Here is a 13,562-nt window from a genome sequence, read left to right as displayed (position 1 = left end):
ACGGGGCACGGCGTTCGCGCATCGTGAGAGCCGCCTGGTCACTCGCCCTGACGCCAGTGCCCAGCGTCGGAAGTCCGCTGTCTGATTCGCCGGGCCCAGCTTTCCGCCGACGGCGTTGCCGGTCCGCCCGAGTACGGTCCAGTACGAGGACGAACCGGCGCCTTGCCAGCGAAAACCTGGACTCGCCGACTCAGGCACCGGACTTCCGGCGCAGGGCACTAGCCGAACAGCGTCACGCCCACCGGCGGCAGGCCCACCACGCTGGCCATCATCTGGCAGAACGCCTTGCCGTGCGGCCGCAGTGCCGCGTCCACCGGCGTCCAGGACGCCCGCAGCTCCAGGTCGTCGGTGTGGGCGGGGCCCGCGATGTCGCCGAACCGCGCCGACGACGTCTCGGTGACCGTGCCGCCCAGCGCCTTCCACGCCGCCCCCGACGTCTCCAGCGCGTCGGTCAGCCAGGACCAGCCGACCTCCGGCAGGAACGGGTCGGTGGCCAGCTCGCGGTCCAGCTCGGCCCGCACGTAGGCGACCAGCCGCAGCACGCCGTCCCAGGACTGCTGCCCGTCCGGATCGTGCAGCAGCACCAGCCGCCCGGAGGCGCCCACGTCGCCGGGACCGGTGACCTCGCAGCTCAGCGCGAAGGAGTACGGCGCGAGCCGCTGCGGCGGCCGGATCACCTCCAGGGCGATCTCCGGCCGGGTACGCACCGACCGCAGAGCCGCGACGGCCTCACGGAACAGCTCGGGTGCGTGCGTCATCGCGGTCACCACCCGACTCTACGGCGACACCCCGGTACGCAGTGGGCTGACGCGCCGATCGGCGGCAGCCGTGACCGTGGCACGATGGCCGGTGATGTCCTCCTCACCCGCTCCCGTCGCCGCCCGTCGCGCCCTGCCCGACGCGCCGTTCCTGGTCGCCGCCCGCGGCGGCACCCCGTCCCGGATCCCCGTGTGGTTCATGCGCCAGGCGGGCCGGTCGCTGCCGGAGTACCGCTCGCTGCGCGAGGGCGTTCCGATGCTCGACGCCTGCTTCGACCCGGAGATGCTGGCCGAGATCACCATCCAGCCGGTGCGCAGGCACGACGTCGACGCGGCGATCCTGTTCAGCGACATCGTGGTGCCGCTCAAGGCCGCAGGCCTGGACATCGACATCGTCGCCGGCACCGGGCCGGTCGTGGCCAGGCCGGTACGCACCGCCGCCGACGTCGACGCGCTGCCGGAGCTGGACCCGGCCCAGGTCGGCCCGGTCGCCGACGGCATCCGCCTGCTGGTCGACCGGCTCGGCGCGACGCCGCTGATCGGGTTCGCCGGGGCGCCGTTCACCCTCGCGTCCTACCTGATCGAGGGCGGCCCCAGCCGCAACCACGAGCGCACCAAGGCGCTGATGCACTCCGAGCCGGACGTCTGGCACGCGCTGGCGGGCAAGCTCGCCACCGTCGCGCTCACGTTCCTGCGCGCGCAGCTCGCCGCCGGGGTGGACGCCGTCCAGCTGTTCGACTCCTGGGCCGGCGCGCTGAGCGAACGCGACTACCGCGAGTTCGTCCTGCCGCACTCGGCGGCCGTGCTCGGTGGCCTGGCCGACGCGGGCGTGCCGCGCATCCACTTCGGCGTCGGCACCGGTGAGCTGCTGCCCGCGATGCGCGAGGCGGGCGCCGACGTGGTCGGGGTGGACTGGCGGATCCCGCTGGACGAGGCCGTCCGCAGGCTGGGCGGCAGTGCGGTGGTGCAGGGCAATCTGGACCCGGCGGTGCTGTTCGCGTCCTGGCCGGTGATCGAGGCGCAGGTGCGGCGCATCGTCGGGGAGGGCCGCGCCGCCGACGGCCACGTGTTCAACCTCGGCCACGGCGTGCTGCCGGAGACCGACCCGGAGGTGCTGACGCGGGTCGTCGAGCTGGTGCACTCCCTGGGCGCATGACCACCCGGGTCGCCGTCGTCGGCGGCGGTGTCTCCGGGCTGGCCGCCGCCTACCGGCTGCGCCGCCTGCTCGGCGAGGGCGCCCGGATCACCGTGCTGGAGTCGACGTCGGCGCTGGGCGGCAAGCTGCGGACCGGCGAGCTGGCCGGACGGCCGTTCGACGTGGGCGCCGAGGCGTTCCTGGCACGCCGCCCGGAAGCCGTCGACCTGGTCCGCGAGCTGGGGCTGGGTGACCAGCTGGCGCATCCCACCGATGCCAGGGCGACCGTGCGGGCGGGCACCGGCGTGGTGGCGCTGCCACGCCGCACCCTGATGGGCGTCCCCGCCGACGCAGGAGACCTGGCCGGGGTGCTGTCCGGTGCGGGGCTGCGGGCCGTCGAAGCCGAATCGGGCTTGCCGCCCGTGCGGCTGCCCGACGGCGACGTCGCGCTGGGCACGCTGCTGCGGGAGCGCTTCGGTGACGAGCTGGTGGACCGGCTGGTCGATCCGCTGCTCGGCGGGGTGTACGCCGGGGGGGCGGACGGCCTGGGACTGCGGGCCGTGCTGCCGGCGCTGGCCACCGCCGTCGAGCGCGGCGCGCGGTCGCTGACGGCGGCCGCCGCCGGCCTGGTGCCTGCCACTCCGAGCGGTGCGCCGGTGTTCGGCACGCTGACCGGCGGGCTCGGCGCCCTGATCGCCCGGCTGGCCGAGGCCTCGGCCGCACGGGTGCTGCTGGACACCACGGTGCGGGGCCTGCGCCGCGAGCCGGACGGCTGGGCGCTCGACCTCGGCGCCGCGGCCACGGCGCACGCGCCGGCCGAGCCCGTGCTGCGTGCCGACGCCGTTGTCCTGGCCGTGCCCGCGCCCGCCGCGCGCCGCCTGCTGGAGCCGGTGGCGCCGGACGCCGCCGCGGCGCTGGGGGAGGTCGAGCTGGCGTCGATGGCCGTCGTCGGGATCGCGCTGCCGCCGGGCACGGAGCTGCCCGACGCCTCCGGGGTGCTCATCGGGGCGTCCGAGCGCAGGGCGGACGGCAGGCCGTTCGCCGCCAAGGCGTTCACCTTCTCCGCCCGCAAGTGGGCCCACCACTCCGGCGACGCGGTGCTGCTGCGTGGCTCGGTCGGCCGGTTCGGCGAGCCGGGTGCGCTGCGTGCCGACGACGACGAGCTGGTCCGCCTGGTCCTGGACGATCTGGCCGAGCTGACCGGTATCACCGCGGCGCCCGTCGACACCGTGGTGACCCGGTGGGGCGGCGGGCTGCCGCAGTACGGCCCCGGCCACGCCGCCAGGATCGCGCGCGTCGAGGCGGCCGTGGCCGCGCTGCCGGGTCTGGCCGTGACCGGCGCCACGTTGCACGGGGTCGGTGTCCCGGCCTGTGTGGCGACGGCGGACGCGGCCGCCGCCCACCTCGCCGGCAGTGCCAAGATGGGGGCATGGCGCGGCTGAACTACCAGGAACTCAACGACACGATCCGCTACACCGCCTGGTCGGTCTTCCAGGTCGAACCCGGGGTGCTGCCCGAGGACAGGGGGGCGGCGGCGCAGGAGACCACCGAGTACCTCGACGCGCTGGCCGACAAGGGCGTCGTCGTGCGCGGCGTGTACGACGTGGCCGGGCTGCGGGCCGACGCCGACTTCATGATCTGGTGGCACGCCGAGGAGATCGAGCAGGTGCAGGCTGCCTACACGGGCTTTCGCCGGACCCCGCTCGGCCGGGCGTCGCTGCCGGTCTGGAGCCAGGTCGCGCTGCACCGGCCGGCCGAGTTCAACCGCAGCCACATCCCGGCGTTCCTCGCCGGGGAGGAGCCGCGCAAGTACGTCTGCGTCTATCCGTTCGTGCGGTCCTACGAGTGGTACCTGCTGCCGGAGGACGAGCGCCGCAAGATGCTGGCCGACCACGGCAAGGAGGCCCGCGATTACCCGGACGTGCGGGCCAACACGGTCGCGTCGTTCGCGCTGGGCGACTACGAGTGGATCCTGGCGTTCGAGGCCGACGAGCTGCACCGCATCGTCGACCTGATGCGTCACCTGCGGGCCACCGAGGCGCGGCGGCACGTGCGGGAGGAGATCCCGTTCTACACCGGCACCCGCGTCCCGGCCGCCGACCTGGTGCTCAATCTGCCCTGACGGGTAGCGCCATGGCCACCAACCGGACGATCGGGGAGCCTGCCGACAACGACGAGGCGGCCGTCCGACGGGCGCGCAAGCACGCCGCGGTCGATGCTGTGCTGACGGCCTGGGAACGTGATCCCAGCTCCGGGTTGACCCGTGAGGAGGTCAACGCGGAGATCCGGGCCGTACGGGACGCAACGGGCTCGTGAAGGCCACCTTCACTACGTGAGACGTGGTGAAGGTGGCCTTCACGAGCTTTGGCGACGACTGTCGGTCCCCCGGCGGTGACACAGGCGCAGTCAACCTGCCCTGAAGACCCGGCTGAGCAGACTCCGCCGGGGACGGGGCAGCTCGCCGGTCTCCAGCAGCCACGCCACGAAGTCCTCGGCGTCCTGCCGGGCCCGGGTCCCGGCGGCCTTCGGGTGATCGGCGGCCCAGCGGTGGAACAGCGGCGTGAACCGCTCACCGAGGTAGTGCGCGACGTCCGGGCGCAGCAGCGCGGTCACCCGGCGCCGCTTGGCCCGCAGCGACCTCGCCTCGGTGGCCAGCCGGCCCGGGTCGAACCCGGCCGGGGCCGGCCCGCCGGCGAGCAGCGCACGCAGCAGCCCGGCCTGCTCCCGTGCCAGCCGCTCGCGGCCGGTCACCAGCCGACCGCCGCGCGGATCGCGGCCAGCTCGGCGGCCAGTTCGGTGTCGGTGGGGTAGTGGTCGTCGCGTTCCAGCAGCACGCCCGGTGGCTCGGTGCGCGACCGCAGCTCACGCAGCAGTTCCAGCACCGCGGGCGGAACCGGGTGGGCGTGGGTGTCGTGGTAGACGCCGTCCTCCTCGACGCCGCCGCCCACGTGGACGTAGGCCACCCGCTCCAGCGGCAGCTCGTCGAGGAACCGCTCCGGGTCGGTGCCCAGGTTGCGGGCGTTGGCGTACAGGTTGGCCACGTCGACGATCAGCAGGCAGCCGGTCCGGTCGGTCAGCTCGGCGAGGAACCGTGCCTCGTCCAGCTCGGCGCCGGGCCACTCCAGCAGCGCCGCGATGTTCTCCAGCGCCAGCGGCTGGTCCAGCATCGACTGGGCCAGCGTGACGTTGTCCACCAGCACGTCCAGTGCCGCCCTGGTGCGGGGCAGCGGCATCAGATGACCCGAGTCGAGTCCACCCGCCCGGACGAAGCACACGTGGTCGCTGACCAGCGGCGCGTCCAGTGCCGCCGCGACGGCCGCGAGGTGCTCGACGCGTGCGGTGTCCAGGGGGTCGGCACCGCCCAGCGACAGCGACACGGCATGCGGCAGTACCGGGGTGCCCCGCTCGCGCAGCCGCGTCAGCGAGTCCGGCAGGTTGCCGGGGTCGAGGTTCTCGGCGACCACCTCGACCCAGTCCACCCCGGGCAGCCCGGCGACGCTGAGGTCGATCTCGTGCCGCCAGCCGATGCCGACGCCCAGCCGCATCAGGCGCTGCCCCCGCCGCCGCAGCCACCACCACCGCCGCCGCCGCAGCTGCTGCCGCCCCCGCTGTCGCCGCCGACCGAGCTGCACTGCGAGCCGCCCGCGAGGAAGAAGGGTGTGTGGGCCGCGTAGCCACCGCCGGGATGCGCGGGCCGCCGGATGACCCGCGGTCTGCTGAGCCGCATCGCCACCCGGATCTCCCGGTCGGGGTGCCGGGTCAGGCCGCTGATCAGCACGGTCCGTACCGGCCCCTCCGGTAGCGCCGCGGCCCCGTCCCGGGCGCGCCACCCCGCCTCGGTGGGCCGCGACGGCCGCCGCCTGGTCAGCCACAGCGTCAGCGCACCGGCCACGACCACCGCGACCATCATCAGGACCAGATATCCGATGGGATACCCGGCCGAGGTGCCGGCCACCGCGCGGACGATGCCCAGCACCAGCACGGCGCCGTAGGCGGCGGTCACGAACCGCCAGATACGCCGTCTGCCGGTCTCGCTGGCCAGCAGCCCGGCGTTCTCCAGTTCCACCCGCAGCTGGGTCATCGAACCGGTGTACATCGCGGCGTCCACGACGGAGGCCACCGTCCGGCTGCTCGCCGAGCCGACGGTGTCGAAGACCGCCCGCTCGATGGGGTCGGTCGGGCGGCGGGTGCCGGTCTTGTACAGCCTGCTGCTGCTGTCGATGCGCAGGTGCTCGCTTTCCAGCAGGGCGGCGATCGCCGTCTCGGCCGTCCGCCACGGCCCGCCGGTGAGGTAGGCCAGGTGGTAGACCGGCAGGTGGTCCGGTGGTTGCCGGTTCGCCGACCGGAGCCGCCGCACGGCGATGGCCCCGGCCAGCGCGGGCAGGATCAGCAGTCCCGCGTAGATCCACAGGAATTCGGGACCGGACAGGCCCCACGGATTGCCGTTCATCGCGCACCTCCCCTGGCACGTATGACGTTACGATACGGGCGCGAGCGTCACAGTGGGCCAGGCGAGATCGAACAGAAACCCTAGGGGCTGGGGATCAGGCGCAGGGACACCGAGTTGATGCAGTACCGCTGGTCGGTCGGCGTCGGGTAGCCCTCGCCCTCGAAGACGTGGCCGAGGTGGCTGTGGCAGGTACCGCAGAGCACCTCGATGCGGACCATGCCCATGCTGCGGTCCTCCCGCAGCAGGACGTTGTCGGACTCGCTGGGCGCGTAGAACGACGGCCAGCCGCAGTGGCTCTCGAACTTGGTGTCGCTGCGGAACAGCTCGGCGCCGCAGGCCCGGCACTCGTAGACGCCCTCGGTCTTGGTGTCGGTGTACTCGCCGGTGAACGGGCGCTCGGTGCCTGCCTCGCGCAGCACCGCGTATTCCTCCGGCGACAGCTGCCGCCGCCACTCCTGCTCGGACTTGACCACCTTCGGGGTGGCTCCGACCACGGGCTTCATGCTGTGCTTCACCCTGTCCAGGCTACCCCGCCAGCCACTGGCTGATCCGGACCAGGATGTCCCAGGACGCCACCAGCACGCCGAACAGGATCAGCACCACCACGACCACGGCGACCCACCAGCGCAGGCCACCGGCCCGGTGGCTGGAGCGGGCGAAGTCGCCCACCCCGTCGATCGAGGCCTCCACCGTGTAGGCGGGGTCGCAGCGCTGCACGCGGTCCAGGTGTTCGGCGAACGCGCGGGCCTCGGGGTCGTGGGGATCGAGCCCGACCAGGTCGTCGTGGAACCGCGGATGCGGCTCGTCCTCGGAACGTCTGTCGGCCATGTCCCAACGGTAGGCCATCACGCCCGGTTACTGCTGTGGCGCGGACGACCGGCCGAAGCGGATGTCGGTGTCGATGAGGACCCGGCCGCCGACGTTGACCACCCGGATGGTCTGTGGCTGGGGGCCGTTGCCCATGTCGACGTTCACCGGGACGTTCTGGGATCCGTCGCCCGCGTTGGCGGGGTTCTTGATGGAGTTGTAGCCCGGGAGCTTGCCCGCCCAGAACGCGTTGTAGTCGGCCTGGCTGCCGAAGAGTTTCTGCACCGCGGGGGTGAGCTTGTCCCAACCTGACGGGCCTTCGGTGAGCCCCCGGAGGAAGCCGTCCACCAGGGCGACGGCGCCGTTGACCGGGCCCTCCGACGGCGTCTGGCCGACCTGGTACGCCGGGGACTGCGAGCTGGAGGCGGGCGGCACCTGGGGCTGGGACGTCGCGGGTGCGGGGGAGTTGCCGGCGCCGCCGGCCTGAGGCGGCTGCTTCTCGCCGTCGTTGCCGGAGGACAGCACGAGGTAGACCACCAGGGCGATGACGGCCACGGCGGCGACACCGGCGCCGGCGAGGATCCCGTTCCGCTTGCCGTTCGCGGACTTCGTCGGCGGCGCGGCCGGCCGGACGGGTGCGGCGGCGGACGGTGGGGGAGCGGCCGGAGCCTGGGTGGTGGCGGGGGCGGCACCGTTGGTGGAGCGCTTCCACGGCGCCACCGGAGCACCGGAGGCCGGGGTGGCGGGCTGGCGTCCGCCGACAGGTCCGCTCAGCGGCGGGCCGACCAGGGTGGCCGGGCCCGCGGCGGCGGGGGTGACGCGATCGCCGGAGGCGAGGGCCGCGAACCGCTCGCGGGTTTCGAGCATGGTCGGCCGCTCGTCCGGCTCGACTCTGAGCAGGCTCATCAGCAGGTCGGTCGCGGCGCCGGACTTGCGGGGCGGCTCGATCTTGCCGTTGGCGGCCTTGTACAGCAGGGCCAGCTGGTTGGTCGAGTTGCCGTACGGGGCCTGGCCCTCCAGTGCCTGGTAGAGCGTGGCGCCCAGGGCGAAGACGTCCGAGCTGGGTGCCGGGTCGGCGCCCCTGGCCAGCTCCGGCGCCAGGTAGGCGGGGGTGCCGCCGATGAGGCCGGTCGCGGTGAGCGTCAGGTCACCCGCCGCCCGCGAGATGCCGAAGTCGACGATCTTGGTGGTGCCGGTCTCGTTGTCGAGCAGGATGTTGCCCGGCTTGATGTCGCGGTGCACGATGCCCGCCCGGTGCGCGGCCACCAGCGCCGAGGCCACCTGCTCGCCGATGCGCGCCACCTGGGGTAGCGGCAGCGTGATCTGCTCGGCGAGGACGGCGGCGAGACTGCGCGAGGGCAGGTACTCCATCACCAGGCAGGGTTCGCCCTCGTGCTCGGCGATGTCGAACACGACGATGGCGTTCGGATGCTGGAACTTGGCGGCGTTGCGTGCTTCCCGCATCGCCCGCTGGCGGGAGTTCTCCCGTTCGGCCTCGGACAGGCCGGGCTGCGGGAGGATCTGCTTGACGGCGACCGTCCGCTCCAGCCGCTCGTCGACAGCGCGCCATACGATCCCCATGGCACCGCTGCCGATGTGCTCGACCAGGCGGTAGTGCCCTGCGATCAACTGACCGGTATCGATGGCGCCTACTCCTTGGAGAACGTCCGGCATTGGTGGCAAAACTGGCTGGGTTCGCCGTACGCGAGCGACGGCTCAGCGCACTCGCCGAGTGTACCGGTCGCCGCGACGACGGAGGTCATGACACCACGTACTCCACGTCGTCTTCCGTGGAATCGTTGTGGTGCATGGGTTTCCGCTTGGTGTGACGGACGACTCGCCACAGGCCGGCGGCGCCGAGAAGCGCGAATGCCCCGTAGCAAGCCAACAATGCCGGTGGTGTGGTCCCGGTGAGGGCGTCGCCGAGTGTGACCACGGCGACCGTTCCGGGCACGCTGCCCAGCGCGGAACCCGCCAGGTACGGCGTGAAGCGGACCGACAACGCTCCGCAACACCAGCTCAGCGGCGCGAACGGCACGACAGGAATCAGCCGCAGCGACGCCACCGCGAGCAGACCACCACCGGCGAGATGGTCGTTGACGGTGCGCAGCGACGTCCGGTGCAGATTGCGCTCGACGAGGTCCCTGCCGAGCAGCCGGGCCAGCCCGAACCCGAGTGCGGCCGACACCGCGGTCGCCACCAGGGCGATGCCGATGCCGACCAGGTTGCCCAGCAGGAGCCCGGCGGCGAGGTTGAACGCGGTGCGTGGCACCGGCGCCACGGTGAGCGTCGAGTAGGCGAGCAGGAACAGCACCGGCGCGGCGGGGCCCGCGCCGGTGGCCCAGGCGCGCAGGTCGGCCGGACCGGGGATGGGCAGGACGAAAGCGGCCGCCACGAGGGCGGCCAGCAGCGTGAGTGCCGCGAACAGTTTGGTCCGGCTGGACATGGGTCTCCACGGTACGGCGGTAACCGGATGACGCCGCCGGGCGGGTTGTGGTTGCCTTCCGCCGTGAATCCGTCCGTTCTCGTCGACACACCGGAGCTGGTGGGGCAGGACGTCCTGCTCACGCCGCTGGACGAACGCTGGCTCGGCGAGACCGCGGCACTCGTCGCCGAACCGGAGGTGCGCAGGCTGACCGGGACGCACCCCACGTTCACCCCCGACCAGGTGCGTGGGCACCTGGCGGAGCTGCCGTCGCGGCCGGATCGCGCCGGCTGGGCCGTGCGACGCGGTACCGACGGCGGTTACGTCGGCGAGGTGGTCCTGCAGGACCTCGACGTGCCGAACCAGTCGATGAGTTTCCGGATCGCGTTGTCCAGCCGCCAGCTGGGCCGGGGGTACGGCACCGAGGCCACGCGGCTGGTGCTGGACTTCGGGTTCGACGTGGTCGGGCTGCACCGGATCGCGCTGGAGGTCTTCGCGTTCAACCCGCGCGCCGCGCACGTCTACCGCAAGTGCGGCTTCCGGCAGGAGGGCGTGCGCCGGCACGCGCTGTACTGGGACGGCGAGTGGGTCGACGCGATCGATATGTCCGTGCTGGCGACCGATTCGCGGCTACGGTGGGCCCGTGCCCAAACACGGTGATCCAGTCGAGTACCAGGTCGGCGAGCGGACGGTGCGGGTGTCCAGCCCGGACAAGGTGTACTTTCCCGAGCGCGGCATCACCAAGCGCCAGGTCGTGGAGTACTACATCGCGGTGGGGGAGCCGCTGCTGCGGGCCATCGGCGAGCGGCCGACCACGCTGAAGCGGTTTCCCGACGGTGTCACCGGGGAGGTGTTCTACGCCAAGCGCCTGCCCAAGGGGGCGCCCGACTGGGTGCAGACCGCGCGGATCACGTTCCCGTCCGGGCGCACCGCCGACGAGGTGTGCCCGACCGAGCCCGCGGTGTTCGCCTGGGCGGCCAACCTGGGCACGTTCGACTTCCACCCGTGGCCGGTGCGCAGGCCCGAGGTCGACCGGCCGGACGAGCTGCGCATCGACGTCGACCCGCCGGAGGCCGCCGGGTTCGCGGACGCAGTGCGGGTGGCGCAGACCGTGCGGGAGGTGCTCGACGACGCGGGCCTGGCCGGCTACCCGAAGACCTCCGGCGGCCGCGGCGTGCACGTGCTGGTCCGGATCCGGCCGGAGTGGGACTTCATCGACGTCCGGCACGCGGTGATCGCGCTGGGCCGCGAGGTGGAGCGGCGGATCCCGGAGCTGGCCACCATCGCCTGGTGGAAGGAGGAACGCGGCGGCCGGGTGTTCCTCGACTACAACCAGGCCGCGCGGGACCGGACCGTGGCGTCGAGCTGGTCGGTGCGCGGGACGCCCAGGGCCACCGTGTCGACGCCGCTGACCTGGGACCAGCTCGGCGAGGTCGACGCGGACGACTTCGACGTGTTCACCGTGCCGGGCTGGCTGGCCGAGCACGGCGACGCCCACGCGGCCATGGACGACACGGCGTTCGGCCTGGAGACGCTGCTGGACTGGTACGCCCGCGACGAGCGCGACTACGGCCTGGGCGAGATGCCCTACCCGCCGGACTACCCCAAGATGCCCGGCGAGCCCAAGCGGGTGCAGCCCAGCCGCGCCCGCTCCGACACCTGACCTGGGCCGCGAGTGGTGCCGCAAAGCACGTGAAGGCCACCTTCACCACGTCTGACGTCAGGGCCCGGCAAAGTCGGGAGTCGTGGGCGGTTGCCGTGAGGGCCCCCTTCACGGCATCAGACGCCACCACATCCGCCCTCACCCCGGCACACCCGCCCCACCAGCCTCGCACGCCACAACCACCCCACCAGCCACCACGAACGAGACAACCCACCGAGCACCAGAGCACGTGAAGGCCACCATCACCACGTCACACGTAATGAAGGTGGCCTTCACGAGCCTGGGCCGGGCAGGTCGACCGCCAGCGTGCGACCCTCGACGGCCAGCGTGATCCGGCGGGCCCCGGCGGGCGGGCCGGGGGAGAAGGTCACCCTGGCCACGAACAGCTCGGGCGAGCCGGCGCCCGCGTTCGCGCCGCCCGCGTACTGGGTGCCCTGGTCGTCCCACGCCGTCCACGGCTGCCGGTGCTCCCGCAGCGACCTGACCGGCAGGGTGAGGTTCAGGACCAGCATCGTCGACCACAGCTCCAGGCTGATCAGCTGGCACTCGCTGTCGTACAGCGTCAGCGTGCGCCCGGCGAGCGAGACGACGCCCCGCACGACGGGGCCTGGCCGGTCCACCGGTGGCCAGTCCTCCCACGGGTGCCGGCGAGCGTCGTCAAGGCCGTCCACGCCGTCCAGTGTCCCAGCCTCAGGCGGGGCAGAGGGTGTTCTCGCTGGGCACCTTGCCGTCCATCAGGAACGCCCGCACGGTCTCGGCCACGCACGGCGACGCGGCCACCGCGCCGTGGCCGGCGCCCAGCCAGGACACCCGCACCGCGGTGGGCATCTGGTCGGCCGCGCGGACGGTGCCCTGCTCCGGCGTCATGGGGTCGGCGGCCGTGCTGGCCAGCAGCATCGGCGGCAGGCCCGGCACGGTGGCAGGCGGCAGCGGGTCGCGGCGTACCGGCCACGGGCTGCACCAGGCCAGCTGCTGCGCGGCGAACCCGGCGAACAGTGGCTGCCGAGCCCGCAGGGCCCGCACCATGTCGTCGATCTGGGTGGGCGAGAGCCGGGCCATCGAGTCGTTGCACTTCGTCGCCACCCAGCTGTCCAGCCGCGACCGCCTGCCGTGCGTGTCCGACGTCAGCGGCAGCGCGAACGCCGCCAGCGGACCGCCGTCGCCGGACCGGGCGGCCACCAGCGCGTTGCCCAGCTCGGTCCACCGGGCCCGCTGCGCCAGGCCGCTGGTCACCGCGTACATCGCCAGCCCCGGCCCCAGGATCGTGCCGTCCGAGGTCACCAGCGGCGCCCCGCGCAACGTCTCCAGCAGCCCGCCGACCGCCCCCGCCGCGTCGGCGCCGAGCGGGCAGCCGCGGGCGGCGCAGTCCGCGCCGAACGCGTCCAGCGCGGCCTTCGCCCCGGTCGCGGCACCCTCCAGGGCGGTGGCGACGTCGGTGGACGGGTCGGGCGCGCCGTCGTAGACGAACCGGCCCACCCGGTCGGTGAAGCGCGCCGCGTAGGTGGCCAGCACCCGCGTGCCCTCGCCCCTGGCCAGCGCGTGCAGGTGCGGGACGCCGAGCTGCTCGCGGATCTCCTCCAGGTCCCCCGCGGCGCGCCAGCTGTCGTAGGCGACGAGGTCGTTCTCCTCGGTGACGGCACACTGCTGGCCCGCCCGCCGCGCGCTGTCCACCAGCGGTTCGACCGACTCGGCACCCGGATCGAACCCGATCAGCTGCATGCGTACGTCGTGCGGGATGCAGTTGATCGGGTCGGACTGCCCGCTGCCCCGCCGGTCGACGCCGACCAGGGAGAACCGCTGCAGCAGCTCGGGCGGCAGCGCCGCGGCCAGCCGGGCGGCGTAGAGCGTGCCGGGCTCGCTGTCGATGTCGTTGACCACGACCAGCGGGATCGGCCCGGTGCCGGCCTTGAGCACCGACACCCTGGCCACGCCGCGGCCGGGCTGCTCGGGCGAGTCGAGCGTGGTGGTGACGCGGCCGCAGGACAGCTGCATGCCCGCGGGCACGGCGGGCGGCTCCATGCGGGTCAGCAGGTCGGGGTCACAGGGGCTCCAGGACACCCGCGGATCGGTGGGCTCGACCAGCTCGGGAAGCGGCGCGGGCGGCGGCGCCGACGGCTTCACCTGCGGCGGGGGCCCGTCCTTCTCCACCACCGGCGGACGGGTCGACGGCCCGACCGTGCACCCGGCCAGGATCGCCGGGACGAGCGTGGCGAGCACGAGTTTCGGCGCCCGGGACCACCGGGCGGTACCACGCCGCGCCACTACACAGACCTACCTTCTGCCACCGACCTACCCGCCAAGAATTGCACGCCACGGGTGTGGCT

At 73.4% G+C, this 13,562-nt stretch carries 16 protein-coding genes; 6 read left to right on the top strand and 10 right to left on the bottom strand.

Annotation, left to right across the window (positions count from 1 at the left end; all coding sequences use genetic code 11):
* Nucleotides 1-218 precede the first annotated feature (218 nt).
* Complete coding sequence (locus EWH70_RS23560; RefSeq protein WP_165436378.1) at nucleotides 219-767, bottom strand: DUF3000 domain-containing protein; 549 nt, start codon at nucleotides 765-767, stop codon at nucleotides 219-221.
* A gap of 85 nt (nucleotides 768-852) precedes the next feature.
* On the opposite strand from EWH70_RS23560, the gene hemE reads away from it, so the two are divergent.
* Genes hemE through EWH70_RS23540 form a run of 4 tightly spaced genes read left to right on the top strand, consistent with a single transcriptional unit; the run spans nucleotide 853 to nucleotide 4,209 of the window.
* Complete coding sequence (hemE, locus tag EWH70_RS23555; protein ID WP_130477676.1) at nucleotides 853-1,914, top strand: uroporphyrinogen decarboxylase; 1,062 nt, start codon at nucleotides 853-855, stop codon at nucleotides 1,912-1,914.
* A complete protein-coding gene (hemG, locus tag EWH70_RS23550) occupies nucleotides 1,911-3,335 on the top strand; it encodes a protoporphyrinogen oxidase (protein ID WP_130477675.1) in 1,425 nt (474 codons plus the stop codon). The genes hemE and hemG overlap by 4 nt, the downstream gene beginning before the upstream one ends.
* Entirely contained in the window at nucleotides 3,323-4,015 is a 693-nt protein-coding gene (hemQ, locus tag EWH70_RS23545; RefSeq protein ID WP_130477674.1) for a hydrogen peroxide-dependent heme synthase, read from the top strand. Before hemG ends, hemQ begins: the two co-directional genes overlap by 13 nt.
* Nucleotides 4,016-4,026: 11 nt before the next feature.
* The gene (locus EWH70_RS23540; RefSeq protein WP_130477673.1) at nucleotides 4,027-4,209 is read left to right on the top strand and encodes a hypothetical protein; all 183 of its coding nucleotides are present in this window, start codon (nucleotides 4,027-4,029) and stop codon (nucleotides 4,207-4,209) included.
* A gap of 90 nt (nucleotides 4,210-4,299) precedes the next feature.
* On the opposite strand, the gene EWH70_RS35865 is transcribed toward EWH70_RS23540, so the two are convergent.
* The 7 genes from EWH70_RS35865 to EWH70_RS23505 all read right to left on the bottom strand — a co-directional run bounded on the left by EWH70_RS35865 (nucleotide 4,300) and on the right by EWH70_RS23505 (nucleotide 9,596).
* Complete coding sequence (locus EWH70_RS35865) at nucleotides 4,300-4,644, bottom strand: SCO6045 C-terminal-like domain-containing protein (protein ID WP_130477672.1); 345 nt, start codon at nucleotides 4,642-4,644, stop codon at nucleotides 4,300-4,302.
* The gene (locus tag EWH70_RS23530) at nucleotides 4,641-5,438 is read right to left on the bottom strand and encodes an MbnB/TglH/ChrH family RiPP precursor modification enzyme (protein WP_205669221.1); all 798 of its coding nucleotides are present in this window, start codon (nucleotides 5,436-5,438) and stop codon (nucleotides 4,641-4,643) included. The genes EWH70_RS35865 and EWH70_RS23530 overlap by 4 nt, the downstream gene beginning before the upstream one ends.
* Nucleotides 5,438-6,343: a TIGR04222 domain-containing membrane protein gene (locus EWH70_RS23525; protein WP_130477671.1), complete on the bottom strand. Its 906-nt coding sequence runs from the start codon at nucleotides 6,341-6,343 to the stop codon at nucleotides 5,438-5,440. The genes EWH70_RS23530 and EWH70_RS23525 overlap by 1 nt, the downstream gene beginning before the upstream one ends.
* Before the next feature lie 80 nt (nucleotides 6,344-6,423).
* A complete protein-coding gene (msrB, locus tag EWH70_RS23520; RefSeq protein ID WP_130477850.1) occupies nucleotides 6,424-6,846 on the bottom strand; it encodes a peptide-methionine (R)-S-oxide reductase MsrB in 423 nt (140 codons plus the stop codon).
* Nucleotides 6,847-6,868: 22 nt separating this feature from the next.
* Nucleotides 6,869-7,189, bottom strand: coding sequence for a hypothetical protein (locus tag EWH70_RS23515; protein ID WP_165436398.1), 321 nt, complete (start codon nucleotides 7,187-7,189; stop codon nucleotides 6,869-6,871).
* A 9-nt stretch (nucleotides 7,190-7,198) separates the two neighbouring features.
* Nucleotides 7,199-8,731: a serine/threonine-protein kinase gene (locus EWH70_RS23510; RefSeq protein ID WP_240687175.1), complete on the bottom strand. Its 1,533-nt coding sequence runs from the start codon at nucleotides 8,729-8,731 to the stop codon at nucleotides 7,199-7,201.
* Between the two features lie 178 nt (nucleotides 8,732-8,909).
* A complete protein-coding gene (locus EWH70_RS23505; protein WP_130477668.1) occupies nucleotides 8,910-9,596 on the bottom strand; it encodes a TVP38/TMEM64 family protein in 687 nt (228 codons plus the stop codon).
* A 63-nt stretch (nucleotides 9,597-9,659) separates the two neighbouring features.
* On the opposite strand from EWH70_RS23505, the gene EWH70_RS23500 reads away from it, so the two are divergent.
* Together EWH70_RS23500 and ligD are read left to right on the top strand one after the other, a co-directional pair.
* Nucleotides 9,660-10,235: a GNAT family N-acetyltransferase gene (locus EWH70_RS23500; protein WP_240687174.1), complete on the top strand. Its 576-nt coding sequence runs from the start codon at nucleotides 9,660-9,662 to the stop codon at nucleotides 10,233-10,235.
* Complete coding sequence (gene ligD / locus EWH70_RS23495; protein ID WP_130477666.1) at nucleotides 10,219-11,238, top strand: non-homologous end-joining DNA ligase; 1,020 nt, start codon at nucleotides 10,219-10,221, stop codon at nucleotides 11,236-11,238. Before EWH70_RS23500 ends, ligD begins: the two co-directional genes overlap by 17 nt.
* A gap of 272 nt (nucleotides 11,239-11,510) precedes the next feature.
* Here the strand turns inward: ligD and EWH70_RS23490 are convergent, their stop codons facing one another.
* Entirely contained in the window at nucleotides 11,511-11,909 is a 399-nt protein-coding gene (locus EWH70_RS23490) for a hypothetical protein (RefSeq protein ID WP_130477665.1), read from the bottom strand.
* A 19-nt stretch (nucleotides 11,910-11,928) separates the two neighbouring features.
* A complete protein-coding gene (locus EWH70_RS23485) occupies nucleotides 11,929-13,500 on the bottom strand; it encodes an alpha/beta hydrolase (protein WP_205669220.1) in 1,572 nt (523 codons plus the stop codon).
* Nucleotides 13,501-13,562: the final 62 nt, after the last annotated feature.

This window comes from Amycolatopsis suaedae (assembly GCF_004214935.1).
GTDB classification, from domain to species: Bacteria; Actinomycetota; Actinomycetes; order Mycobacteriales; family Pseudonocardiaceae; genus Amycolatopsis; species Amycolatopsis suaedae.
This window is presented reverse-complemented; position numbering and strand designations above follow the sequence as displayed.